Raw genomic sequence first — 24,467 nt, 5'->3', positions numbered from 1 at the left:
CCATCACCGGCTTCCCCACCATCCTGCTCTGCGACGCCGAGGGCAGGCCCTACGCCAAAACCGGCTTCCAAAAGGGCGGCCCTGAAAAATACGTCACCCACCTCGACGAGCTCCGCGCCAAGAAGGACGTCCGTGACAAGTCCTTTGCCGAAGCCGCCAAGTTGGAAGGGCTGGCCAAGGCCAAGGTTCTGGTCGCCGCCCTCGATGCCATATCGGCCATGAAGTTGCAAGACCTCGCCGTCGCGAGGTGCTACCCGGACGTGGTTGACCAAATCAAGGCAGCCGACCCGAAAGACGAGACCGGCTACGGCAAGAAGCTCGCGACCAAGGCCAAGTTAGAAGATTTCCAAACCGAGCTCGCCGGCTTCTGGGAGAAGAAGGACATGGCAGGCGCCCTCGCCTTCATCGATAAGGCGGCTGCCTCAGGTGATTTTGAAGGCGAGAGCAAGTCGCAGGTTGTCTCCAACAAGATAACGGTCCTCTTCAGCATGAAGAAGTTCGACGACGCCATGAAAGCCCTCGAGGAAACCATAGCCGCCGCGCCGGGAGGCAGAGGCGCTCGCATGAACGAGGAATACTGGAAGCCCGAGATCGAGAAAGCGAAAGCCGCCGCGAAGGGTGAGGAAAAGCCCGCCGAAAAGATCGAGAAGTAAGTTCTTCCGTCCCCGTTGCCTCTTGCAACGCCGTCCGGTCATGCCGGACGGCGTTCAAGGTGGACGTCCTGTCGGTTGACGAAGTTTTCCGGCATACGGTCCGTCTCTGGCCTACGATTGTTGGCGGAGCCTTCGTCATCGGCCTGCTCGGCGCAAAGGTCGGTGACGGTGATTTCGAGGACTTCAGCCTCATTCACACCATCGGCCAGACGATCGGCGGGTTGTTCGTAGCAACATTCGGCGCGTGGATCGTTTTCTGGTTTGTGGATGCCGTCTCCCGCAATGGCACCGCAGAACAGGGCGGGGCTGATCAAGCGCCGGGTGAATTGTTCGTCACCGTATTCGTGCTCATCTACCTCAGCATGGCTTTTGGCGGCTTCTTCACCCCGGAGCCTGCCGAAGATCCACGCGACCGCCCGAAAGGCTACGTGCCCTACGACCGGAGCGATGATTATTGAGCAGGTCGGAGCGCTGCAAAGTCGGAGCAGATCCCTGCTGTCATCAGACCAGTTGCGTCTCCAGTGAGAAGGAGGCCACCGGTTCGCCGCTGGTATAAGCCAGAGTATAAAAGACGCTCTCCAATAATCCAACTCATTGATAATGAGATGGTCGGGCTGGCGGGATTCGAACCCACGACCCCCTGCCCCCCAGGCAGGTGCGCTACCAGACTGCGCTACAGCCCGTTTCGTGAACGGGTGGCGAAGGAAACAGGCGAAATGCGGATTGGCAAGCACGTAAAATCATGAGATTTCCCCCGCATGAATCGCATCAAAACCGCCATCGTCGGAGCCAGCGGCTACACCGGGATGGAATTGCTCCGCTTGTTACTCGTCCATCCGGGCGTGGAACTCGTCGCCGCCACTTCGCGGCAGGAGGCGGGGAAATCGCTGGCGGCGGTGTTTCCCCGATTCCGCAAGGCGGCGGGCGCGGAGCTTGCGTTCATGGAGCCTGACCCGGACGCCATCGCGGCCACGGGTGCGCAGGTGGCGTTCCTCGCGCTGCCGCATGGAGTGGCGGCGGAAATCGCCCGCGCCTTGCTGGAGCGCGGGCTGAAGGTGATCGATCTGAGCGCGGATTTCCGGCTGCGCGATGCGGCCGTTTACGAGGAATTTTACGACCACCCGCATCCCGCGCCGGACTTGCTGGCGGAGGCGGTTTACGGCTTGCCGGAGATCCGCACGGCGGAAATCCAGGCGGCGCGTTTGATCGCCGCGCCGGGGTGTTATCCGACGAGCATCCTGCTGCCCTTGCTGCCGCTGTTGCGTGAAAATTTGATCGATCCGGACACCATCGTCGCCAACTCGATGAGCGGCGTCAGCGGGGCCGGGCGCAAGGCCGACCTCAGCCTGCTGTTCTGCGAGTGCAACGAAAGCGCCCGCGCCTACGGCGTGCCCAAGCACCGCCATCTTTCGGAAATCGAACAGGAACTCAGCCTCGCGGCCGGGGAAAAAGTCACCATCACTTTCATCCCGCACCTGATCCCGGTGAACTCCGGCATCGTCACCACCACCACCGCCAAGCTCCGCGATGACGTGACTCCCGACACCATCGGTGCCGCACTCGAAGCGGCCTACAGTGACGCGAATTTCGTCCGTCTCCTCGGCCGCGGCGGCTGCGCGGACACGAAAAACGTCACCCGCACCAACTTCATCGACATCGGCTGGCAGCACGACCCGCGCACCGGCCGCGTCATCCTGATGAGCGCCGAGGACAACCTCGGCAAAGGCGCGGGCGGGCAGGCCGTACAGTGTTTCAACCTGATGTTCGGCCTGAGCCCGATTGATGGATTGCAAAATTTCTGAGCGCTGCCCAGTCTCCGCCGCTGTTTCCCTTCTTATCTCATGGACTTCCCATTTTCCCGCATCAAAGGCGGCGTCGGCGCGCCCCAAGGATTTCTCACCAGCGCCGTGAGCTGCGGCATCAAGAATCCTGATAGCAAGCGCCTCGACCTCGCGCTCATCTACTCCGAGAAACCCTGCACCTCGGCCGGCACCTTCACGACTAACCGGGTCAAGGCCGCGCCCGTCCGCGTCTCCCAGACCCACCTCCGCAAGGGCGAGCTCCGCGCCATCATCGCCAACTCCGGCAACGCCAATGCCTGCACCGGCGTGCAAGGCATCCGCGACGCCAACTCGATGTGCGACGCAGTGGCCGAGCCGCTCAAACTCAAGCGTTCGGAAATCGGCGTCGCCTCCACCGGCGTGATCGGCCTGCCGATGCCGATGATGCGCTTCGAGCCGAAATACGACGAACTCATCGACTGCCTCGGCCCGAAAAACGGCTCCGACGTCGCCGCCGCCATCATCACCAGCGACACCCATGCCAAGGAAATCGCCATTTCCTTCGACCTCGGCGAGCACCGCGTGCGCATCGGCGGCTGCGTCAAAGGTGCCGGAATGATTTCACCGAGCATGGCCACCATGCTTTGCTTCATCACCACGGATGCCAGCATTTCCTCCGAATGTCTCCGCAAGGCCGTGCTCGAATGCGTCGAGGACAGCTTCAACCGCATCACCATCGACGGCGACATGTCCACCAACGACACGGTCATCGTCCTCGCCAACGGCGCGTCGCGGATGCCTTCCATCCGCCGCAACAGCAGCAACTGCAAATTGTTCCGCAAAGCCCTCAACTGGCTGATGCTCGAGCTCGCCAAAGCCGTCGTCCGCGACGGCGAGCGCGTCACGAAATTCGTCACTGTGAAAATCGAAGGCGCGCGCACCTATCAGGATGCGAAAAAAGTCGCCGAAGCCGTCTGCAAGTCCGCGCTGGTCAAGTCCTCGTGGAACGGCGGCGATCCTAACTGGGGCCGCATCATCCACGCCGTCGGCTACTCTCGCGCCCGCATCCGCGAGGAGCTTGTGGACATCCACATCGGCGGCAAGGCGGCCTGCATCGGCGGCCTGCAGGCGGACACACCGATGGACGAGCTGCGCGAAGCGGTTTCCCATCCCGAGTTTGAAATCGTCATCAACCTCAACCAGGGCGACGCGGACTATGTCATGTATTCGAGCGATCTATCACCCGAGTATATCGATTTCAACCGCTCGGAATACGCCTATTGGAAACAAGCCCGCAAGGACGGACTGGTTTGACGTGAACCTACTCCGGACCAGCCGGCACGATGAGCGTCGGCACGGTGGCCTTGCGGGCCAGTCCTTCCGCGACGCTGCCGAGAAGCAGCGCGGCGATGGCCCCGTGGCCGTGCGAGCCGACCACGACGAAGTCCGCGCCGCCCTCCTTGACGCGTTCTAGCAGCGAGTGGAGCGGACTGCCCTCGGCCATCCGGGAGGTGGCCTCGGGCAGGTCCACGCGGACCGCGGCGAGGAGCTCCTCCAGCTTGAGAGCCGCCCGGCGCCTCGATTCCTCCTGGAAGGCGTTCATCGCGGGAAACTCATCCGGCGTGAATCCGTAAGCGGTGTAACTCGGCTCCGGCTCGATGACGTGGAACAATTCCAGGTCAGCGCCAAAGGATTTGGCCAGCTCGGTGGCGATTTTGACCACTCCGGGCGTGGCGTTGGAGAAATCAACTGCGGCGACGATGGTTTTCATGGCGTTCCATCCATACCACCCGCGGCGGGCTGTTGTAAAGATGCATCCTGCCCGCGGAAAATCGTCGTTTGGCAAAGCCGTCGTTTTCATCCAGAGTCGCCGCGCCATGATCCGCTTTCTCCACACCCGCATCCGCGTCCAAGACCTCGACACGTCCATCGCTTTCTACCAGAAACTCGGCTACACCGAAAGGGAGCGCAGGACTTCTCCCGAGGGCAACCAGCTCGCCTTTCTCGAACTCCCCGGCAACGACGTGTTTCTCGAGCTGACCTGGTCGGAAAACTACAAGACGACCTGCCCGGAAGACCTGATGCACACCGCGCTCGGCGTGCCGGACATCATCGCCTATTGCGACCAGCTTGAACAAGCCGGCATCGAAATCTGGCCCTCCGCCTGGCGCGAGAAATTCTCGGCCGGCGGCCGGAAGATGGCCTTCGTCACCGATCCAGACGGCTACGAAGTCGAGATCCTCGAGCGCTGAAAGTCACGCTTTCACGCCGTAATCCGCCATCATCCGGCGGACGTCTTTCGCCAGGCCGAAGAGCACGAGCACGTCGTCCGGCTCGAATGCCCGCGCCGGCTGCGGGATGCCGAGCACCTTGCCGATCGGGTGGCGGGTGGAGCTGAGCGTGGCGGTCCCGCGGCCTTTGCCGATGGTGACGAGGTTCAAATTGTAGCGGCTGCGGAGCTCCACATCCTGCAGGGCCACCCCCACGAGCGCCTGCGGGACGAGGATCTGCGCGATTTCATAACCGCTGCCGAGCTCCAGCCGGTCGATGACGTCGGGCGTGTTGAGCGAGCGCGCGAGCCACGCGGCGGCCATCGCTTCCGGGATCAGCAGCTCGTCGATTTTCAGCAATTTCAAGATCCGCCCGTGGAGCGGATTGACGATGCGGCTGATGATGCGTTTGGCTCCGAGCTGTTGGATGTTCGAGGCGACTGACAGGGACGCTTCGAAATCCTTGCCGATCGCGACGATGACGACATCGCAGGCGTCGATCGGGATTTCATGGAACGCGTCGATGTCCGTGCAATCCGCCTGGATGAGATACTCGATCTCGTCCTTGAGCGCGTGGATGTGGGCGGGGTCGTTGTCCACGGCGATGATTTCATGGCCGTCGCGGCTGAGCTGGCGGGCGAGGTGGGTGCCGAAACATCCGAGGCCGATGATGCAGAATTTCATGAGGTGGGCGGGTTCAGGTGAGGATGATTTCTTCTTTGGGTTTGCCGGAAGCGGGGCGGGAATCCTGTTTGATGAGAGTGGCCATGACCGTGAGCAGGCCGATCCGGCCGACGAACATGTTCACGATCAGCAAGGTCTTCGCGGCGGGGGCGAGCGTTGGTGTTAGATCGAGCGAGAGGCCGACGGTGCCGAACGCGCTGATCAACTCGAACAGCAAGGCCGTCTCCGGGACGCCGCTGCCGGACTGGAGGATTTCGAGGATGATGAAATTGCACGTCAGCCAGATGCCGGTGAGGAAAATCAGGCCGAGCGCCTGTGAGCCCGCCTCCGGGGAGATCGAGCGGTTGAAGAAGACGATGCCGCGCGGCCCCATCCGCAGTTGCCGCCACAGGTGGACCAGGCCGACCGCCGCGACGGTGGTGCGGAGACCGCCCGCCGTGCCGCCGGGCGAGCCGCCGATGACCATCAGAATCATCAACACCTGCGCGGTCAGCGGCCCGATTTGCGACATGGAAACGGTGTTGAATCCCGCGGTCCGCGCGGTGACAGAGTGGAAGAACGCGGTGAGGACCCGCCCGCCGTTTTCCGGGCCTTTCCAGAGATGGAACTCGCTGGCAAAAATCGCCGCCGCGCCTAGCAGGATGAGCGCCGCCGTCGTCACCAGCACCAGCCGGGTGTGGACCCGCAGGCGGCGGTGCGGGCCTTCCTTTTTGATGCGCCGTTTGATTTTCGCCACCGCCCAGAATGACAGGTCCTCGTTCGCCAGCGCGCCCAGTCCGCCGATGACGATGAGCACCATGATGACGACCTGCCAGATCCAGTTTCCTCGGAGCACGCCGCTGGCCAGGTTGTCCGGCAGGGTGGAGAATCCGGCGTTGCAGAAGGCGGAGACGGCATGGAAAACCGCATGATAGAGCCGCGTCGGGATTTGCGGGATCGCCTCCATGTTCAAAAACAGAATCACCGCGCCCGCGCCCTCGCAGACGAGCGTCATGAGGACGATGAACTTCAAGGTCTCGCCGATCCGCGCGAGGCGGTTTTCCTGGATCATTTTCCCCAGCAGCAGCCGGTCGTGCAGCGAGAGCCCCTCGAACAAAACCACCGCCGCGAAAAACGTCAGCGTCATGATTCCCAGCCCGCCGATCTGGATCAGTAACAAAATCACGACCTGCCCCGTGGTGGTGAAAAACATCGCCGTGTTCTGCACCGACAGCCCGGTCACGCAGACCGCGCTGGTGCTGGTGAAAAAGGCGTCCAGCCACGAGCAGGTGTAGCCGGGCACCGTGCAGAGCGGCATTTTCAGCAACAGCGCCCCGCTCAAGACGAGAAACAAAAACGACGCGATGAGCACCAGGCCGGGATGGAATGCCCGCTTTGTGAACCGCTTCTGGTGGGAAATGACCAAGGCCAGCCCGGAGGCCAGCACCGCCGCTTGCACGAAGAGATGCCCGCCCAGCGATTTCCTGCCAGCCTCCGAAAGCAAGGCCACCGACACACAGAAAACCAACACCGGCAGCACTGCGCGGAAGACCGGTTTGTGCCGCTCCCTGCGCTTCGTTTGGGGCTTCCAGAAACTCCAGCCGCGCTCAAGGGCGAAGACGATCCCGATGAGAACCGTCCACCGGTGCTGCCAAGCCGTCACCTCCCCGGTCCAGCCGACCACGACCAACAAGCAAACCCCGGCCACCAGCGCGAGCAGCGGGTGGAGCACCTGCCGGCACACGTTCAACCCGGAGGGTATTTTGCTCGATCCGTCGGAAGCCTCCATGCGCGGCCACTCTATCCACGTCCGCCGGGCATCTGGCAAGAGCGCTTATCCTCCGGCGGGTCAAGGTCCGGTCAGGACCGGGGCGGGCTTCCACTTGATGTTGCAGCCGCTGCTCGGGTAGGGACGCGCGAGCGGCGCTTCACCGGCCAACATCCGTCGCACCGCCTCGCGGAGGTCGCCGCCGTGGGCTTGTTGGCCGCCGCGCGGCCGCGAGTCGTCGAACTGACCGGCGTAAAACAAGCTCCGGGCTTGAGAAAAAAGGAGGAGAGAACTTCAGACATGACAGGAATTTACCACGAATCGCAGCTCCGCAAGTTGGTTTTCCGGCTTTGACCGCTGGCCAATCGGCTGCAAGCTTGCGCCGCCATGCCAGACGGACTTTCACCAGCGGAGCTTCTCCGCTACTCGCGCCACCTGCTCATTCCCGCCGTCGGCGAGGCCGGGCAGTTGCGGCTGAAAAACGCGGCGGTCCTGCTCGTCGGCGCCGGCGCGCTGGGCTCGCCCGCCGCGCTCTATCTGGCCGCCGCCGGAGTCGGCACGCTGGGGCTGGTCGATGCCGACGTGGTGGACGCCTCCAATCTCCAGCGGCAAATCCTCCACGGCGAATCCTGGCTCGGGAAACCGAAACTCGAAAGCGCCGCCGCCCGCCTGCGCGAGGTGAATCCCCACGTCCGGGTCGAACTCCACCCGGTGCGATTCAGCCCGGAAAACGCGTTGGAGATCGCCGGTTCCTACGACATCCTCGTCGATGGCTCGGACAATTTCCCCACCCGTTTTCTTACCAACGACACCGCTTTCCTGCTCGGAAAACCCCTCGTTTATGGCGCGATCCACCGCTTCGAAGGCCAGACCGGCGTGTTCGCGCCGCGCCTCGGCGGGCCGTGCTACCGCTGCCTGTTACCGGAGATGCCGGCGGCGGGCAGCGTGCCGTCCTGTCAGGAGGCCGGCGTGTTGGGCGTGCTGCCCGGCATCATCGGCTCCTTGCAGGCGATGGAGACGCTCAAGCTCATTCTCGGAATCGGCAGCGTGCCGCTCGGCAAGCTCACCTGTTATGACGCGCTCGGCAGCACGTTCCGAACTCTCAAGCTCAACCGCGACCCGCAGTGCCGGCTCTGCGGCGACCACCCCGAAATCCACAGCGTTTCCAATCCGGAAACCACCGCCCCAGCCACCTGCACCCTCACTCACGAAGACATGGAATCCATCACCACCACCGAACTCCGCGCCATTCTAATCGGCAATTTCGAAGGCCTCCTCATCGACGTCCGCGAGCCGGACGAGCACGCCGTCGCCCGCATCGAAGGCGCGCGTTTGATTCCGCTGAAAACCCTGCCGGACGAGCTGGCTGGCCTGCCGCGGGATCGCGAGATCCTCGTCCACTGCAAAGCCGGCGGGCGCTCCGCCAAGGCGGTCCAACTGCTGCTAGAAAGCGGATTCACCCGCGTCAAGAACGTGAGCGGCGGCATCGACGCCTGGCTGGCGGAAAGTTAGAACTGTGATCCCCCGGCACGAAAAACCCCGCCACAGCCGGAGCTGGACGGGGTCCCTGGGTTTGGGATCTGTTGGGTGAGCGAAACTTTATTTCCAGGTCTTCACGTCGTCCGCGACCTTGCCGCCGGTGCCGCTGACGGCGTCCGCGCCGTTGCTCCAGACTGCGACCCGGCGCCCGTGGAGGGTCGTGGCCCCACCGGCCGCGGCTGGCTGGACTTCGATTTTCTCGTCATAATCGCCGTCCAGCATGACGAAATACCAGCCGCCCCACGGGTCATACAAGCCTGTGATCGTGCCGGCGGAACCCGAAGCATACATGAGACCATCCTTGTTTCCCTTACCTTCCTCGACGTTGAGAAATTTGATCGCCCGCGTGTTTAGAGGAGTGGAGCCGGTTGCGGTGCCGAGCAAAACATTGAGAAAATCGATGTCGGTTTTCGTATCCACCTTGGTGTCCGCGCTCATGTCGTCTTTCGGCATGGCGCCATATTCGGTGTAGTAGTTACTGACTGCGGATGCGATGGCGACGCAGTTGTTGAGAGCTCTCATCCTTTTCGCCTTCTGGATCGCACTCATCGCCATTGGCGCGGCCGCCCCGGCGAGCACTGCGATGATGGTGATGACCACGAGAAGTTCGACCAGGGTGAAGCCGTTCTTACGGCGGAGTTGTTGGGTTTTCATGATGGGATGGGTGTTGAATTTCACTGGCGCGGAGCAAATACGAGATTTTGGGGGCTGACAATGCCTCAATCGCCCCCGCAGTCACATGGTGCATACTTTATTTCGCATTTTGCCGCCCGCAATCTTTTTTCTCTCCGCCTTCTCATCGTCTCCATCTGGAAATCCAAGCTCGCCAAACGGGCCCTCCGTGCTAGGGTTCCCACCATGGTTCCTGCCACCATCTCCTACGAACAAGTGAAAGACGATGCGCTGCATCTTCCCATCGAAGACCGTTCACGTCTCGCCTCACGCCTACTTGAGAGCCTCGATGACGACGACGATGTCAGTCCGGAGTGGAAGGATGAACTGGATCGTCGCCTCCAAGAAATCGACGAAGGGAAAGCCGTGATGATTCCTCATGCCGAAGTGATGGCAAGTGTCCGCGCAAGTCTCGCCAAGAATCGGGAGTTGAGAGCAAGCCAAGGATCATGATTTTAGACTGGCATCGGGATGCGCTGGCAGAGTTTCGCGACGCCGCACATTACTACGATGGACAAGTCGATCAATTAGGAGATCGTTTCGCTGGCCAAATCGAAGCAAGCACGGCGCGCATTTCAAACAATCCGTTGATGCCGCGTTGCTTCTATCGCGAGTGCCGCAGGGTAAAAGCAGACAGATTTCCCTATGTGGTGATCTACCGTGTAAAAGACGAAATGGTGCAAATTCTTGCCGTCATGCACACCAGTCGCCATCCGGATTACTGGAAATCGCGGCTCAAAAACGGATAATCCAGCCTCCGCCCCGCCTTTGCCGTTGCGGGACAGGCCGACAGATAGCAAACTTCCGCCATGTCCGGCATAAATCTGCGAGATTCCGTTCTCGACGCCCTCCGCTCCGCAAAAGGAAACCCGCTCTCCAAGTCCCAACTCTCCCGCGGCCTCAAACTCCCCGGCACCCGCGTCACGGAATTGCGCAACACCCTCGACGCGCTGGTCAAAGAGGGCCTCATCCGCGAGGGGAAAAAGGGCTGTTACCAGATCCCCGACGCGCCGAAAAACCAGCTCACCGGCGTCCTCAAGTTCCACCCGAAAGGCCACGCGTTCTTCTTCCCCGAGATCACCGACGAGCACAACATCGCCACCGGCATCGACTTCACCCTCCACTCGCGCATTCTCATCGACCGCCGCAACGTCTCGACCTCGCTCGACGGCGACCGCGTCCTCGTTTCCATCGTCAAGCCGGTCGCCCGCCCGTTCCGCACCCGCAGCGAATTCACCCCGGAACCGACCGAGGAAATCAAAGGCCGGGTCGAAGAAGTCCTCGCCCGCCGCTCCGGCCGGCTCGTCGGGATCTTCAAAGCGATGGGTAACTTCAGCTGGGTCGAGTGCGACGACAAAGCCATCGAGGGCCGCATCGACGTCATCGGCGACACCACCGCGATGCCGGGGCAACTGGTCGTAGTCGATCTAGCGGACTGGACCGACCGCAACGCGACGCCGCGCGGCCGGGTCATCGAGGTGCTCGGCTGGCCGGGCGATCCGGGCGTGGACATGATTTCGGTGATCCACCGCTACGGCCTGCGGACCTCGTTTCCTGACCACGTGCTGGCAGAAGCCCGCGGCGTGCCGGAGGAGCCCGAGGCCTCGGAAATCGCCCGCCGCAAGGACTGGCGCGACAAGCTCGTCATCACCATCGACCCTGCCGACGCGAAGGACCACGACGACGCGATCTGGGTGGAGAAATCCGCGCGCGGCTGGACGCTCGCCGTCCACATTGCCGACGTTTCCCACTACATCAAGCCGGGCAGCCCGATGGACCAGGAGGCCATCGAGCGCGGGAATTCCACGTATCTGGTAGATCGCGTGCTGCCGATGCTGCCCACCGAGCTGAGCAACGGGATTTGCTCGCTCGTGCCTAACGTGGACCGCCTGACGAAATGCGCGCTGTTGGAAATTGCCGAGGACGGCGAGATCCGCAAAGCGAAATTCATCGACGCCGTCATCCACAGCCGCGCCAAGCTTTCCTACGAACAGGCGCAAGCGATTCTCGACGGCAAACCCGCGCCGGCTCGCTGCGATCCGGCACTCGTCGGGATGGTCAAGGAAGCGTGGGCGCTCGCCTCCGCCATGCGCGCCCGCCGCTTCGCCCAAGGTGCGCTCGATCTGGAAATGCCGGAAATCAAGATCCGCCTCGACGACCAGGGCCGCGCCGAAGTCGCCGAGCCAGTCATCCACACCGAGAGCCACCAACTCGTCGAGGAATGCATGTTAGCAGCGAATGAAGCGGTCGCGAAAATTCTCCGCGAGCGCATGAAGCCCGCCGTCTATCGGATCCACGAAGATCCCGATCCGTCGCGCCTGCTCGACTACACCGAGACCGCGAAAGCCCACGGCTACCGCCCCGGCGACCTGACGAACCGCGCGCACATCCAAAAGCTGTTGGATGAATCCAAAGGCACCCCGGAGGAGCACGTGATCAAGTTAGGCCTACTGAAAAGCCTCAAGCGCGCCGTCTATTCCGCCGAACCCATCGGCCACTATGGCCTAGCGAAGGGCGACTACTGCCACTTCACCAGCCCCATCCGCCGTTACGCCGATCTCATCGTCCACCGCGCCTTGCAGCCGCTGTTGGAAAACCCGCCGAAGCCGCACGACCGGACGCCGTCGCAAGCCGATTTGCGCGAGATTTCCCGCCACATTTCCGACACCGAGCGCACCTCGTCCGACGCCGAGAGCGAGACCAAACAGATCAAGCTGTTGGAGTATCTCGACCGCGTCGCCAGCTCGGACAAGCCGCCGGTTTTCGACGGCCTCATCACCGACGTCCGGCCGATGGGCCTGATGGTGGAAATCCCGGACATGGGCGTCCGCGGCGTGGTCAAGCGCGAGGATCTGCCAGACGGCCGCTGGCGGTTCGAGGCGCACCGGATGGCCTGGGTGTCGATGGATGGAAAAGTCATCCAGCTCGGCATGCGCATCCCGCTGCGGGTCATCAACATCGACTTTGACAAGCGCTTCGTGGACTTCGCCGTGGCCGGCAAACCGACCAGCGAGGGCACCCACGTCGCCGCGCAGCAGCGCCCGGTGATCGCCAAAAAACACGGCAAGCCGCACACCAAGCCCGCCGCCAAAGTGGGCCCCGCGCCGAAGCGCAAGGAATCCCGCTACGCCGCCAAGGAAAAGCCGAAGCGCCGCAAGCGGAAGTAACCTCAGGAAAGCCGGCCGAGCTCGCGGGCCACCAGGATCAGCGTTTCACGCACGCCGGGGGCGAATCCGCCGTCGGTTTGCACGGCGAGAATGACCGGTCCCTCGCGGATGAATTCAAGCGGGATGGAGCCGGAGTAAAGTTTAAGACCGCCGCCGCCAAAGCCGAGATTCGGGAGCAACTGCTTGAGCGCATCGACCGCCGTGATGTCCTGCGGACTGAGGCGGGCGATGTTGCGCATGCCGGGAAGCGCGCGCGAACGCTGGAGGATTTCTTCGGGATTCATTTCGCGATCCACACCGAAAATCGCGCGCAGTTCGATCTGGCGGATCGAGAAGAAATCCGACTGGGAGGCGTCCAAAGGCGCCTGCGCGGCCGGGGCCGCTTGGCGAGCCGAGGCAGCCGCCGCCGGAACAGGCTGCGCGAACGCCTGCGCGGGCTGGGCAAAAGCTTGCGGCACCGGAGAGGCCGGCGCTTCCTGCAAGTTGCAGAAAGCCGCGTTGGCGGCCTGCATCAATGGCGATGGCCCGCGCTGCAGGTCGGCGGCAAACGGCGAAGCGACGGCTTGCTGCGGAGCGACCAAAAACGGCGAAATCACTGCGGGTACCGGGGCGGCCGGGACCGCGAAAGGCGCTTCGGAATAAGCCTTGGCGGGCGCCTCGAACCCGAAGGCCTCCATTGGCTCGGCGATTTGAAATGGCGATTCCGCTGTCCGGCGATCCAACAGACGGATCGAATGTTCCTGCTCGAAAGGCTGGGAGTCGCGGGTCTCGTCACCGAGCGTGAAAGGAGAAAACTGACGGGCCGACGCCACGAAGGGACTGGCAGCTGCCGGTTCTTGGGCCACGGCAAACGGCGAATCCTGACGGGTGGCCGGCTGGTTTGGAAAACTTTCGAAAATTCCTCGGGTCGTGCTCATTTCAAATTCGGAGTGATGGTTGGAGAAAAGGCAAACTTGGCGCGCCTGATCACGTCAGGAAAAAAAACCAATCCCGGCGGAAAGTCGAGCTTCACCGTAAAAACCTTCAACTTTCCGCGTTTTCCTCCAGCAACCGCCTGAGCCGGTTTTTCATCGAAACCTTGGCAACCGCCGGCAACCGGTCCACGAACAACACCCCGTTGAGGTGGTCGATTTCGTGCTGCAAGGCCCGCGCGAGCAAGCCGTCGGTCTCGACCACCAGCACCGAGCCGTCGAGTTGGGGCAGCGTCGCCTTCACCGCTTCCGGGCGGCGCACCTCGGCGCGGATGTTGCGGATGCTCAGACAGCCCTCCATCCCGAACTCCTTGGCTTGGCCGAACGCCAGCTCCGGATTGATGAAAATCAGCGGCATGATGTCCAAAACCCCCACCTCCTCGCCGTTCACCTTGAGGAAGGAAACGCATTCGGGATCGTGGGAGACATCGACCACCGCCAGCCGCAAATCCTCGCCCACCTGGGGCGCGGCGAGTCCCACGCCGTTCGCCGCGACCATCGTGTCGAGCATGTCGCCGACGAGTTCGATAATCTTGTCATCCACCTCCGTCACGGGACGGCAGCGTTGACGAAGGACAGGGTGGCCGTATTGGACGATTTCGCGAATCATGGGGAACTGCCGCAATCCCTAGCGAAGCAAACCCCAAAGGTCAAACCCGAGAAACGACATCGCCCCGCAGATCCGGAAAAAATCCGCGGGTTCATCCTGAATAAGCGCCGCGGTGGCGCGTCGAAATCCGCGTTACTGAAAAAAACAAACACTCATAAAAACCTCACCTTGCAACCCGGCTCATCCGAGCATCAAGACACTGGCGATCATGCCACCCAGGACCGCGACGCCTAGCAGCCACCAATACCACTTGATGCCGAGCGCGCGGTGTGGCGCCTTGCCAAACTCGCGGGCGCAGAAGGCGTCGTAATCGAAGTCGTCGTCGGGCAGGTCGAGGCCGTCGGCGGATTTGTCCTGCTCCCAGGATTTCTTGCCGGGTTTTGGGGGTTTTTTCTCACAGCCGGGACACGGAGCGCCCACGCGGACTTCGCGGGCACAGAAGGGACAAATGTAGCTGAGAGTCTCGGGCATGATGAACTGCTTGGAATGAGCACGAGCTTCGGGTCGCTTGCAAGCAGGAAGAATCGCTTGGCATTCCGGCGGCGGGAGTGGAAGTTCGGCGCGGCATGGGATTGAGTCTTTCAGAATTGCGCGATGGGTTGCCGGAAGGCGGGTTGTTCGGCGGCGGCGCGTGGCGCTGGTCGCCGGAGCCGCTGAAACTGAGCCCGGCCGAGGCCCGCCAGATCATGTCGCTCGGCCATCCGCTGGCGCGCTTCCAACAGGCGTGCGACGGCCTCTACCGGCGCAGCGCGGCGGGAAAACTGCCGGAGTGGCTGGCGGAGCTGTTGGATGAGGGGAAACCGGACTGGCTGGCCAAGCTGCAGCGCGAGCCATCGACCGCGGAACGATGTCCGCGGGTGATCCGGCCGGATTTGATTTTGACGGAGTCGGGCTTCGCCATGACCGAGCTGGACAGCGTGCCGGGCGGGATCGGAGTGACGGCGTGGCTGTCGCAGGTTTACGCCAAGGCCGGATTCGACGTGCTGGGCGGACCGGACGGGATGCTCGACGGCTTCCGCTCGCTGATGCCGGAGGGCGGCACGGTGCTGGTTTCCGAAGAATCCCGCGACTACCGGCCGGAAATGGAGTGGCTGACCCGCGAACTGGGCGACGCGTGGAAGGTCGCGTCCGCCGAAGAATACGAACCGAACGGCCAGGCGCTCTATCGGTTTTTCGAGCTCTTCGACTGGGAGTCGATTCCCGCCGTGAAGCGGCTCGCCGAGCAGGCGGCTGCCGGGGAAATCGAGATCACGCCGCCATTCAAGCCACATCTGGAGGACAAGCTGTGGCTGGCCTTGCTATGGTCGCCGGCCTTGAAAAAAGTCTGGGAGCAGGCGTTGCGCGGCAGTCACCTCAAGCGCCTGCGCGAGCTGGTGCCATTCGGCTGGGTGCTCGACCCGACGCCGCTGCCGCCACACGCCGCGTTGCCGCGGATCAACGCGCATTCCTGGGAGGAAGTGGCGAGTTTCAGCCAGAAGGAACGCCAATTGGTGCTCAAGATCAGCGGATTTCACGAAACCGCCTGGGGCTCGCGCGGGGTGTTTATCGGCCACGACATGCCATCGGCGGAATGGTCGGCACGGCTTCACGCCGCGCTGGACGAATCTGCGGAGCAGCCGTGGATTTTGCAGGAGTTCCGCGAGGGCCGGCGGATCGAGCATCCGGTTTTCCGCGACGACGGATCGGTCGAGATGATGCAGGGGCGGGTGCGGCTCTGCCCATACTTTTTCACCGACGACGCGGGCGAGACGAATTTCGGCGGCTGCCTGGCGACAATCGTGCCGGCGGACAAGAAGAAGATCCACGGCATGAGCGACGGGGCGCTGGTGCCCTGTGTGATCGGCTGACCTTCGGGTTTCAGATCATGAAAACGCGCGCGGTTTGTTGTTCCGCTTTTATTCGTGCCCGTACCTCAAAACCGCCGCACTCCTTGACAAATCCCTCGTTATAACCTTCGTTACCCCCATGCCCATCGAAACCAAAGTCCGTAAAATCGGCAACTCCCTCGGCATCGTCCTGCCCAAGGAAGCCCTCCAAGCCCTCAAAGTCAGCGAGGGCGACACCCTCTTCCTCACCGAAGCGCCGGAATGCTCCCTCCGCATCACCCCCGAGCGCCCGGGATTCGAGGAAATCATGACCATCGCCCAAGAGGGCATGAATCGTTACCGCAACGCCCTCAGGGAGCTCGCCAAATGAGCGAACCCGTTTGCCTCACCCGGGAAATCATTCTCGCCATCCAGAATGAACTCCTGGCCCGCTTTGGCGGTTTGGACGGCATCCGTGACGGGGGGCTTCTCGATTCCGCGCTCGGTCGTCCCCGGCAACTTTTGAATTACGGCACTCCGTCGCTTTTCGATCTCGCCGCCTGTTACGCCCACGGCATCGTCAAGAATCATCCTTTTCTGGATGGAAACAAGCGCGCCGGCTTCATGGCCGCCTACACCTTCCTCGGCATCAACGGCTTCCGCCTGGAAGCTCCCGAGGAACAAGCCGTTCTCCACACCCTCGCCCTCGCCGCCGGCGAGATCGACGCCGACGCCTTCTCCGCCTGGCTCCAGCAATCCTGCACCGCCCGTGCGTGAGAAGTCTGAAAGTCGAAAGTCGAAGGTCGAAGGTCTGAAAGTCAGGAGGAAGCGCAAGAGTCGGAGCCAAGCCCTCTTTCTCTCCCCTTCGACGTTCAACGTTGGACGTTCAACGTTCCCATCCCTTTCAGCCTTTCAGCATTTACCCCCACCCACCCTTAGAGATCTGTGGGACACAGTCCGGTATGCTTTGCGATCCTTTCCCCTCGCGCTTCAGAGACCATCCTATTTTCAGAAGTGCGCGGTAAAGCGTTCGGGCCTTGCAGGAACCCCGCGCGCTCATGCCGCGACGGTGAAAACCTTTTCAAGTTCGGGTGCCCTTTCACCACGATCCAAGCCATCCGCCAGAACCCGTAGCACAAGTGCTTCCACTTTCGCAATGGCTTCCGCCTGCTCCCATTGCCAGCAGGCCGCCGGGAAATACCCCAAGCCCGCTTGCAAGAGGCCGCGATCCACTTTCCCAAGACCCATGATCCCGAAAGCCCCCAACCCCCAAACCCACCATCTTTCCCCGCGTCCTCCTCCGCGCCTTTGCGGTTCACTCTTCTTCCAGCAATGAAGAGTCTAAAAGTCTGAAAGTCTGAAAGTCGAAGGTCTGTAAGTCGAAAAGACACTCATCCGCGGCGAAGTCCGTCTCTCTCTCTCCGCCTGGCGCCATGACAGGGCACGCCGAGGCTTTCGGGCTCCGCCGCCATGGACTGCTCCGACATGTCGGAGCTTTCCCACCGGCCGACATGTCGGCCGGTGAAAAGTGGGGACATGTCCCACGCACTCCGACATCTTCTCTTCTCCCCGCCCTCCGCGTTTCGCTTCATCCTAGAAAGAGAAATGAACCGCAGATGAACGCAGATGGACGTTGATTTTAAGAATCTTCTGAAGAATTCCAGTTTCACCCTGAGGGTGAAACTTACAATCAATGCAACTCTTTGATTATCTGCGTTAATCCGCGTCCATCTGCGGTTCTATTTTCCTCTTTACGCGATGTCAGAACCCCCGTTACGCGTTGTCCGGGCGCCTGTGCGCGATGTCCGGGCGCATGTCCGGGCGCATGTCCGTCCATCCGTGGTTCTCTTCCCACCCCAGTGCTGCACGGCCAGCCCGCCGATCTCTTCCCATCCCAAACCCTCTTTTTTTGCGCCCCTCTTCCTCCCTCCGCGGATTCTTGGGACTTGCTCCAGGAATCCGATGCAGGTAAACATTTGGCATGAATTCAAGCTACACCGCCATCACCAAACAAGACAACGGCTGGTGGATCGGCTGGGTCGAGGAACTTCCGGGAGTCAACGCCCAGGAACGGACCAAGGAAGCCTTGCTCGTCTCGCTGCGGGAGATTCTCAAGGAAGCCCTCGAGTTTAACCGCGAAGAAGCGAGGGACGCGGCAGGTGGCAACTTCACCGAAGAACTGCTTTCCGTATGAAGCGCCGCGCATTCCTGCGTCACTTGGCGTCCCGGGATTGTGAATTGGTGCGCGAGGGTGGAAACCATTCCTGGTGGAGAAACCGGACCACCAACAAGCGGTCCGCAGTGCCCCGGCATCAAGAGGTGAACGACCTGCTGGTCAGAAAAATTTGCAAAGACCTCGGAATCGAGTCGCCCTGACAGAGGTGCCAGCCGAAACCGAAACGCCCAGCACGCGGAGGGAAGGCGCGTAGGCTTTTGGACTCCGTCGCCCTGGACTGCTCCGACATGTCGGAGCTTTCCCACTGGCCGACATGTCGGCCAGTGAAAAGCGGGGACAATCCCGAGGACCGACTCCCAAGTCCCGAGGACCGCCCCCCAAGTCCCAAGGACCGCCCCCCGAATCCCAAGGACGGACACTCAAATCCCATCTTCCTCCGCGTCCCTTTGCGGCCTCTGCGGTTACCTCTTCCCCGTGTCCCACAAACATGGGACACCCGTTCTGTCACACCCCGCCCCCGCAAAAAACCTCAAACTTTCCCGATCCGCCCCATCCCATCCCGTCTCCTCCACCTCTTCTTTCAGCTTTTCAGCGTTTCAGCATCTCAGCTTTTACCCCTCCACGTCCCCATTTCATGGGACACCATCTAATTTCTTCCCATCCGAAATCCAAAATCAAAAATCCAAAATCCACTCACCATCAACCACTTATCCATTCATTCTCTACCCGACCTCTGACTTCCGGCCTCCGACCTCTAAAATCCCCCCCGCTTTCTGCAAAATTTTCTTGCCCCGCCGCCCCTCCCGCTGTTTCCTGATCACGAAACCTACGAATGCGAAAAAGAAATGTGTCCGGCAATTTCGCCACCACTGCCCTCTTCCTCAACTTCGTTCGACACCAAATACCTGAAACCAATCCCTAATTCCAAAAACCAAACTACAACTGTCATGAAAACCACATTTTACTCAATCCTCGCCGCCGCTGCCTGCGGAATGGCACTCGGCCAGACGGCATACACCACTCCGGTGGGGTATTATAATTTCGACGCCAAAGCCGGCGGAAACGTTTTTGTTCCCGGTTTTGTGAAAAGCGCTGCCTTTGCTGGTGCAATCACTGCTCGCACCAATAATGCCGACCCTGCTTTAGACACTCTCACTGTTGCTTCCGGAGCCCTTGCCGCAAACGCGTTTGACGAAGGATCTGTTTATGCAACTCACTATGTTGAAATCACTCAAGCAGGTGCCAACCAAGGCGTCGTGATTGACATTGTTTCGAACACGAATTCGGTGATCACGTTGGCGTCCGATATTTCCGCGCTTTCACTGGCAGGCACCGAGACCATCACGATTCGGCCGCATGTGACGCTATCAGGCGCGTTTGCTTCTGCCGAATCTGCGTTAGCCGCCTATGGTGATTCGGCCACTTTTGTGAATCCAGATGGAACATCCACCACTTATTACTTTATTGGGGATGCTGATTGGGCGACCGACTTTGCGACTCCCGACGGAAACGCTCGTCCGATCTCGCCAGGCACTGGCATCATTTTTGACTGCGGTGGAGATGCTGCTTTGACCGTAGTTGGGGAAGTGAAAAGCACGGACACCGTTGTTCAGATTGCTGGGAATGGAGTTCCTAACGTTGTTGGACCGGTGAACCCCCTCGCTGGCGGTAGTGCTTTGATCAAGGATCTGGGTTTTGCAGACATGGTGGCCTATGGCGATAGTATCTCAATTTATGCTCCCGGACAGCTATTTGCTCCTACGGGGACATACTACGCTCTTGGCGACGGCGATGTTTCTACCGATTTCTCGACCCCATCCTTGGATACATTCGACTTCACTAAAGGTGCAATCTTCATTGCTGGTTCAGATACAGCTTTCAGAGTTAAATCCGGACTGTGAATTTAATCTTTTCTTCTCCACCAACCAAAAAAAACACCTAATAAACTAAATCATGAAAATTAAATTACTATCAATGTTTGTTGCTGCGACAGCAGCTTTTACGGCCACTTCAAACGCCGTGACTGTCGCACTGGCAGGCGTCGCAAATACATCGGTCGGCCTGGTAACCCTCGATACTGACGGTGTGGGATCATCTCCCCGGGCGGCTGTCTCAGGACGTGCCATTTTCGTGGCAGTCACGGATGCGCTGACAGGCGTATCCGACTCCATGTACACGCTTCTCGCATCGGCAACTTCCACGCCCGGAGCGTTTGATGCGGCGCTTACCGCACTGATTGGTGCGACCAGCAGCACTGATCCCGGAATCGTCCGCAGCACCACATTTACAAGTGGTTTGCTTTCGTCTACTGGTAACCAAGCACTGGGAGATATTGCAAATAAAACGTATCTTTTCCTTGTAGCTGAAGCTGGTGGTTTCATTACGGGAATTGGTGCCTACACCGGAGCCAACGTCCCTTCCACTGGTGCCGTAACCTTTAACCCTACAAATGCTGGCGATTCACTTCTGGTTGGAACTTCGGTTCTTGCCGCTGCTGCAGGTGGTCAGCCAATCTCTGGGTTTCAGTTGGCCTCAGCAGTCCCCGAGCCCTCCGCCGCGCTTCTCGGTGCACTGGGTGCTCTCGGCCTGCTCCGCCGCCGCCGGATCTGATCCGTTTGCATCTCAAACAACCTAACCTTAAAGAGGCGGGCGCAAGCCCGCCTCTTTTTTCGTTCCAAGCAGTGAGGGTAAACTGACCCGCACAAAAGTAAATTGCGGAGGGCTTGGTTTCGTCTTCCACTCGCATTGACAAGATTGGAAGCGTCGAGCATGGTGCTTGGGTGGCGGTGAATCAGGATTATGAGTTGGCTGTGCAATGCCATCAAGCTGGCATGCTGGACAAGGCGGGCAAACTTTGCCGGAAGGTTCTTTTGAAGAAGCCGAAACACGCCCAAGCACTCCATCTGCTCGGCTTGATGGCGCATCAGGAAAGCAATCCGGCAGCCGCAGTCGAGTGGCACCGCAAGGCGGTGGCGGCAAAGCCGGATTTTGCCCAGGCGCACAACAGTCTGGGAGCGGCGCTGTTTGCATGCAAGAGGCTGGATGAGGCTGTCGAGTCTTTCCGCAGGGCGGTTGCCACAAGGCCTGATTACGCCAGCGCTCTCCGGAATCTGGGTATCGCCCTGAAGGACTGTGGCTTGGTGGAGGAGTCGATTGACGCCCAACGCCGGGCTTTTGCGGCTCATCTTTCATGGCATGAGGCGCACAGCGGTATCTTGCTCACCCGCCACTGCCTGTCCGGACATGATCCGGTTTCACTTCTTGCCGGGCATCGCGATTGGGATCGGATCCACGCCGGGCATCTTGCTGGCACCATCGCCCCGCATGCCAACAACCGGGTGGCGGATCGCCGCTTGCGGATCGGATTGGTTTCGCCGGACTTCAAGGAACATCCGGTCATCCGCTTCCTGATGCCGTTTCTTGAACATCACGACCGGGAGCGAATCGAATTGTTCGCCTACGCGCAGGTTGCCGCGCCGGATGAGTGGACGGAACAGGCCCGCAAGCAGGTGGCCCATTGGCGCAGCCTGGTGAACGTGCCGGATGCCGAGGCGGCGGATCTCATTCGTGGCGATGAAATCGACATTCTGGTGGATCTTGCCGGACACACCAAAGACAACCGCTTGCTGGTGTTCGCGCGCAAGCCCGCACCGGTTCAAGTGACCTATCTCGGCTATCCTGGCACGACCGGCCTGTCCGCCATGGACTACCGCATCACCGATGCCCTCGCCGATCCCCCGGGGATGACCGAGGAGCATCACTCGGAGCAATTGATCCGGCTGCCAGGGTGCGCATGGAACTACTGCCCCGATACGGACCCTTTACTCGGTCAAGATCCGGCCGCGCTCCGCGGCTGCGTGACTTTTGGAACTTTCAACAACCTGTCCAAGATCAATGACCGGATGTTGGAGGTTTGGGCGAGGATTCTGGAGGCCGTTCCCGGCTCACGCCTGCTTCTCAAATCGGTTGGCTTTCTCAGTATGAAAGCTCAGAAGCGAGTGCGGGATGTGCTGCTTTCCAAAGCTGACATTAGTGAAGAAAGGCTGGATATCAGGGGGCCGGAAGACAGTCATGAGTCCCACCTTGCGCTTTACCGCGAAATGGACATCGCGCTGGATACCTTTCCTTATCATGGCACCACGACGACCTGTGAGGCCCTGTGGATGGGTGTTCCGGTAGTCACTCTGGCAGGTCAGACCCACGTCTCGCGTGTTGGGGTTAGTCTGTTGACCAACGTCGGATTATCCGAACTGGTGGCCGAGTCTGAAGATGAATATGTTCGGATTGCGGTAGAGTTGGCTGGAAATGCCGAACGGCTTTCAAGCTATCGAGCAAATCTCCGTGATCAGATGCGGGGATCGCAACTTCTCGATGCCCCTTCGTTCGCCCGTGAAATCGAGGCGGCATTCCGCCAGATGTGGATCTCATGGGTGACATCTCCAGATTCAGCATGCAACGGTGTTCAACATGACAAATGGACAGGCATTTAGTCAGAGTCTTCTCTTGATAAAAGGCCTGGCCCGCTGCCGCTGTCATTGGACACGGAACATCGGTAGCCGTGAGTTTCGACAGAATCATTTTTCGACAGAATCATTCCTCAGGATCTCCGTCTTCAATGATCCCCATGATTCTGTCAGAAAATGATTCTGTCTCCCTCTGCTCCACCGGCCTCATGCGATTCGAGAGCTGGACTGGCACCCCGCGGGCGCTTCGAACATCGAACGTCGAACGTCGAACGTCGAACGTCGAACGTCGAACATCCAATATGGAACATGGAACATGGAACATGGAACATGGAACATGGAACGAAGAGGAAGAGCCTGCGGCGTCGGAAGGTCTGAAAGTCGTAGAGAAGAGCATATCAAAGACCTGTCCCGCCGTCATGAGCAAATCCTTCTACAATGATTCTGCCGTCAATGATTCTGTCCTAATTCTTTGATTCCGGGTGTGAGACAGAAGGTCTGAAAGTCGAAGGTCTGCACCCCAAGACGGGCTGGAACAGGTTGTTCCAGCCACAGTGGCGGATTTTGGATTTTTGAAGTGACGGAACGGCTTTGCAAAATCAGATCAAAAATCAACAATCGTCATTCATCAATCGTCAATCGGGTAGGTGGGAGAAGTGGCGAGTGATCAGTGATCAGTGGAGCTTCGCGCGGGGCATTTGGCTGGGCTGGGGCGATTGTTTGATTTATTACGTTGACAATCAAATGAAGGAGTCGATGGTGGTGCATGGCGTTCGAATGGGATGCTGCGAAAGAGACGGCAAACCTGGAGAAGCACGGTGTGGATTTCTCGACGGTTCCTGAAGCCTTTGACGATCCACGGCGTCTGGTGGTGGCGGATGCGGCACATTCCGCATCCGAGCCGCGTTATTACTGCATCGGCCATGACGGGCGGGGAATCCTGACGGTGAGGTTCACCTTGCGGGAGGGAAACATCCGGGTGATCGGTGCGGGTTATTGGAGAAAACAGAAGGAGTTTTATGAAAAAGAAAACCATTGAATACAGGGAAGAGACGCGTGAACGGGGCTGGAAATTCGATGCAGGCGCGAAGCCGCTGAATGAGGCGGCACAGCGGGCGCGTGGAATTCCGGAGCCCAACGCAGTCGGAACCGCTTACGAGCGCTCGGAAATGAGCGGCAAAGTGCTTATGAAACCGCTGCGCGGAGGAAAGCGGCCCGGCGCGGGGCGCAAGAGCAGTGGCCATGTACGCCTGAACCTGCTGGTGCCAGCCGAGACGAAGGAAGAACTCAAGAAGCTGGCGGAGCGGGATCGGGTGACGCTATCGGAGGCGTTCCGGCGCACGCTGGCGGCACGGTGAGCAGCAGACTCTTCGAAGAGGAAAAGCCGTTGCGGCAGTTCCGTCTCCGCGACCTTCGACTTTAAGACCTTGAGACTTTCAGACGCCGCAGGCTCCGATTGAGGCGTGAGTTTGGACAGGCCGCGCTTCGCTCGTTACGGCATCGGCCATTGACAGGAATTGTGAAGGGGTATAACCATCCATCATGAACATTTCCCTCACTGCGGAATTGGAAAACGCCGTCAACGCCAAGTTGAAATCAGGTCTCTAAGACAGTGCCAGCGAAGTGGTGCGCGAGGCCTTGAGACGTTCCTTGGCATGGGAGCGGGAGACCGAGTGGCTGGCACGGGAGGCTGCGATCGGCTTTGCGCAACTGGAATCCGGCCAGATCGTGACCGTGGAATCCAAGGATCAGTTCATGGCTCTGGTGCGGGAAGAGGCATGAAAATGACCCTCACCCAGGCGGCTCTGGAGGATCTTCGTTTCTGGGGTCAGTGAAAGCGCCGGGATAAACCGGCTTGGAATAGAGAATGAAAGAGTCTTACAGAGAAAACCTAGCCAGTAGCTCTGGCCACAAGCCCTACGCTGGGAG

27 protein-coding genes, 1 tRNA gene and 1 pseudogene are annotated in these 24,467 nt (G+C 60.3%); 19 read left to right on the top strand and 10 right to left on the bottom strand.

Annotated features, from left to right (window positions below; all coding sequences use genetic code 11):
- Positions 1–653: pseudogene (locus tag AC4DF4_RS10470) on the top strand (hypothetical protein); the annotation flags it as partial.
- Between the two features lie 59 nt (positions 654–712).
- Positions 713–1,111, top strand: coding sequence for a hypothetical protein (locus AC4DF4_RS10465; RefSeq protein ID WP_490048070.1), 399 nt, complete (start codon positions 713–715; stop codon positions 1,109–1,111).
- Between the two features lie 148 nt (positions 1,112–1,259).
- Here the strand turns inward: AC4DF4_RS10465 and AC4DF4_RS10460 are convergent.
- Positions 1,260–1,336, bottom strand: a tRNA-Pro gene (locus AC4DF4_RS10460).
- 75 nt (positions 1,337–1,411) lie between these two features.
- On the opposite strand from AC4DF4_RS10460, the gene argC reads away from it, so the two are divergent.
- Complete coding sequence (gene argC, locus AC4DF4_RS10455) at positions 1,412–2,455, top strand: N-acetyl-gamma-glutamyl-phosphate reductase (protein WP_490048069.1); 1,044 nt, start codon at positions 1,412–1,414, stop codon at positions 2,453–2,455.
- 39 nt (positions 2,456–2,494) lie between these two features.
- Positions 2,495–3,748 carry a bifunctional glutamate N-acetyltransferase/amino-acid acetyltransferase ArgJ gene (argJ, locus tag AC4DF4_RS10450; protein WP_490048068.1) on the top strand — a complete coding sequence of 418 codons (1,254 nt, stop codon included), beginning with the start codon at positions 2,495–2,497 and terminating at the stop codon, positions 3,746–3,748.
- 7 nt (positions 3,749–3,755) lie between these two features.
- Here the strand turns inward: argJ and AC4DF4_RS10445 are convergent, their stop codons facing one another.
- Positions 3,756–4,205 (bottom strand): universal stress protein, encoded by a 450-nt coding sequence (locus AC4DF4_RS10445; protein ID WP_490048067.1) that lies wholly within the window; start codon positions 4,203–4,205, stop codon positions 3,756–3,758.
- A gap of 106 nt (positions 4,206–4,311) precedes the next feature.
- Here AC4DF4_RS10445 and AC4DF4_RS10440 point away from each other — a divergent pair, with 106 nt between their 5' ends.
- A complete protein-coding gene (locus tag AC4DF4_RS10440; RefSeq protein ID WP_490048066.1) occupies positions 4,312–4,686 on the top strand; it encodes a VOC family protein in 375 nt (124 codons plus the stop codon).
- Between the two features lie 3 nt (positions 4,687–4,689).
- On the opposite strand, the gene AC4DF4_RS10435 is transcribed toward AC4DF4_RS10440, so the two are convergent.
- The 3 genes from AC4DF4_RS10435 to AC4DF4_RS10425 form a co-directional block, all read right to left on the bottom strand.
- Entirely contained in the window at positions 4,690–5,388 is a 699-nt protein-coding gene (locus tag AC4DF4_RS10435; protein WP_490048065.1) for a potassium channel family protein, read from the bottom strand.
- A 13-nt stretch (positions 5,389–5,401) separates the two neighbouring features.
- Entirely contained in the window at positions 5,402–7,111 is a 1,710-nt protein-coding gene (locus tag AC4DF4_RS10430) for a TrkH family potassium uptake protein (protein WP_490048071.1), read from the bottom strand.
- Positions 7,112–7,216: 105 nt separating this feature from the next.
- On the bottom strand, positions 7,217–7,396 hold the full coding sequence (locus AC4DF4_RS10425; protein ID WP_490048064.1) for a hypothetical protein: 180 nt from the start codon (positions 7,394–7,396) through the stop codon (positions 7,217–7,219).
- A gap of 126 nt (positions 7,397–7,522) precedes the next feature.
- On the opposite strand from AC4DF4_RS10425, the gene moeB reads away from it, so the two are divergent.
- On the top strand, positions 7,523–8,647 hold the full coding sequence (moeB, locus tag AC4DF4_RS10420; RefSeq protein WP_490048063.1) for a molybdopterin-synthase adenylyltransferase MoeB: 1,125 nt from the start codon (positions 7,523–7,525) through the stop codon (positions 8,645–8,647).
- Positions 8,648–8,734: 87 nt separating this feature from the next.
- Here the strand turns inward: moeB and AC4DF4_RS10415 are convergent, their stop codons facing one another.
- Positions 8,735–9,328, bottom strand: coding sequence for a type II secretion system protein (locus tag AC4DF4_RS10415; protein WP_490048062.1), 594 nt, complete (start codon positions 9,326–9,328; stop codon positions 8,735–8,737).
- A gap of 6 nt (positions 9,329–9,334) precedes the next feature.
- Here AC4DF4_RS10415 and AC4DF4_RS10410 point away from each other — a divergent pair, with 6 nt between their 5' ends.
- From AC4DF4_RS10410 to rnr, 3 genes are read left to right on the top strand one after another with little or no spacing between them, the layout of a single operon-like run.
- Positions 9,335–9,799: an addiction module protein gene (locus tag AC4DF4_RS10410; RefSeq protein WP_490048061.1), complete on the top strand. Its 465-nt coding sequence runs from the start codon at positions 9,335–9,337 to the stop codon at positions 9,797–9,799.
- Entirely contained in the window at positions 9,796–10,095 is a 300-nt protein-coding gene (locus AC4DF4_RS10405) for a type II toxin-antitoxin system RelE/ParE family toxin (protein ID WP_490048060.1), read from the top strand. Before AC4DF4_RS10410 ends, AC4DF4_RS10405 begins: the two co-directional genes overlap by 4 nt.
- 60 nt (positions 10,096–10,155) lie before the next feature.
- The gene (gene rnr, locus AC4DF4_RS10400) at positions 10,156–12,513 is read left to right on the top strand and encodes a ribonuclease R (RefSeq protein ID WP_490048059.1); all 2,358 of its coding nucleotides are present in this window, start codon (positions 10,156–10,158) and stop codon (positions 12,511–12,513) included.
- A 2-nt stretch (positions 12,514–12,515) separates the two neighbouring features.
- On the opposite strand, the gene AC4DF4_RS10395 is transcribed toward rnr, so the two are convergent.
- The 3 genes from AC4DF4_RS10395 to AC4DF4_RS10385 form a co-directional block, all read right to left on the bottom strand.
- Positions 12,516–13,430 carry a hypothetical protein gene (locus tag AC4DF4_RS10395; RefSeq protein WP_490048058.1) on the bottom strand — a complete coding sequence of 305 codons (915 nt, stop codon included), beginning with the start codon at positions 13,428–13,430 and terminating at the stop codon, positions 12,516–12,518.
- Between the two features lie 106 nt (positions 13,431–13,536).
- Positions 13,537–14,094, bottom strand: coding sequence for a peptide deformylase (def, locus tag AC4DF4_RS10390; RefSeq protein ID WP_490048057.1), 558 nt, complete (start codon positions 14,092–14,094; stop codon positions 13,537–13,539).
- A gap of 180 nt (positions 14,095–14,274) precedes the next feature.
- Positions 14,275–14,565: a hypothetical protein gene (locus AC4DF4_RS10385; protein WP_490048056.1), complete on the bottom strand. Its 291-nt coding sequence runs from the start codon at positions 14,563–14,565 to the stop codon at positions 14,275–14,277.
- Between the two features lie 101 nt (positions 14,566–14,666).
- Between AC4DF4_RS10385 and AC4DF4_RS10380 the strand changes: the two genes are divergently transcribed.
- From AC4DF4_RS10380 to AC4DF4_RS10335, 10 genes are all read left to right on the top strand, one after another.
- Positions 14,667–15,941, top strand: a complete 1,275-nt coding sequence (locus tag AC4DF4_RS10380) for a hypothetical protein (protein WP_490048055.1) — start codon at positions 14,667–14,669, stop codon at positions 15,939–15,941.
- A gap of 118 nt (positions 15,942–16,059) precedes the next feature.
- Complete coding sequence (locus tag AC4DF4_RS10375; RefSeq protein WP_490048054.1) at positions 16,060–16,290, top strand: AbrB/MazE/SpoVT family DNA-binding domain-containing protein; 231 nt, start codon at positions 16,060–16,062, stop codon at positions 16,288–16,290.
- The gene (locus AC4DF4_RS10370; protein WP_490048053.1) at positions 16,287–16,676 is read left to right on the top strand and encodes a type II toxin-antitoxin system death-on-curing family toxin; all 390 of its coding nucleotides are present in this window, start codon (positions 16,287–16,289) and stop codon (positions 16,674–16,676) included. Before AC4DF4_RS10375 ends, AC4DF4_RS10370 begins: the two co-directional genes overlap by 4 nt.
- 1,204 nt (positions 16,677–17,880) lie before the next feature.
- Positions 17,881–18,093 carry a type II toxin-antitoxin system HicB family antitoxin gene (locus AC4DF4_RS10365; protein ID WP_490048052.1) on the top strand — a complete coding sequence of 71 codons (213 nt, stop codon included), beginning with the start codon at positions 17,881–17,883 and terminating at the stop codon, positions 18,091–18,093.
- The gene (locus tag AC4DF4_RS10360) at positions 18,090–18,275 is read left to right on the top strand and encodes a type II toxin-antitoxin system HicA family toxin (protein ID WP_490048051.1); all 186 of its coding nucleotides are present in this window, start codon (positions 18,090–18,092) and stop codon (positions 18,273–18,275) included. Before AC4DF4_RS10365 ends, AC4DF4_RS10360 begins: the two co-directional genes overlap by 4 nt.
- A gap of 747 nt (positions 18,276–19,022) precedes the next feature.
- Entirely contained in the window at positions 19,023–19,976 is a 954-nt protein-coding gene (locus tag AC4DF4_RS10355) for a hypothetical protein (RefSeq protein ID WP_490048050.1), read from the top strand.
- A 52-nt stretch (positions 19,977–20,028) separates the two neighbouring features.
- Complete coding sequence (locus AC4DF4_RS10350) at positions 20,029–20,685, top strand: PEP-CTERM sorting domain-containing protein (RefSeq protein WP_490048049.1); 657 nt, start codon at positions 20,029–20,031, stop codon at positions 20,683–20,685.
- Positions 20,686–20,798: 113 nt separating this feature from the next.
- A complete protein-coding gene (locus AC4DF4_RS10345) occupies positions 20,799–22,565 on the top strand; it encodes an O-linked N-acetylglucosamine transferase, SPINDLY family protein (protein ID WP_490048048.1) in 1,767 nt (588 codons plus the stop codon).
- Positions 22,566–23,304: 739 nt separating this feature from the next.
- On the top strand, positions 23,305–23,577 hold the full coding sequence (locus AC4DF4_RS10340; protein ID WP_488259798.1) for a BrnT family toxin: 273 nt from the start codon (positions 23,305–23,307) through the stop codon (positions 23,575–23,577).
- Positions 23,558–23,896 (top strand): hypothetical protein, encoded by a 339-nt coding sequence (locus AC4DF4_RS10335; protein WP_488259799.1) that lies wholly within the window; start codon positions 23,558–23,560, stop codon positions 23,894–23,896. Before AC4DF4_RS10340 ends, AC4DF4_RS10335 begins: the two co-directional genes overlap by 20 nt.
- Positions 23,897–24,286: 390 nt before the next feature.
- On the opposite strand, the gene AC4DF4_RS10330 is transcribed toward AC4DF4_RS10335, so the two are convergent.
- The coding region (locus AC4DF4_RS10330) for a hypothetical protein (protein WP_490048047.1) at positions 24,287–24,467 on the bottom strand (181 nt) is incomplete at its 5' end.

Source organism: Luteolibacter sp. (genome assembly GCF_058122085.1).
This window is presented reverse-complemented; position numbering and strand designations above follow the sequence as displayed.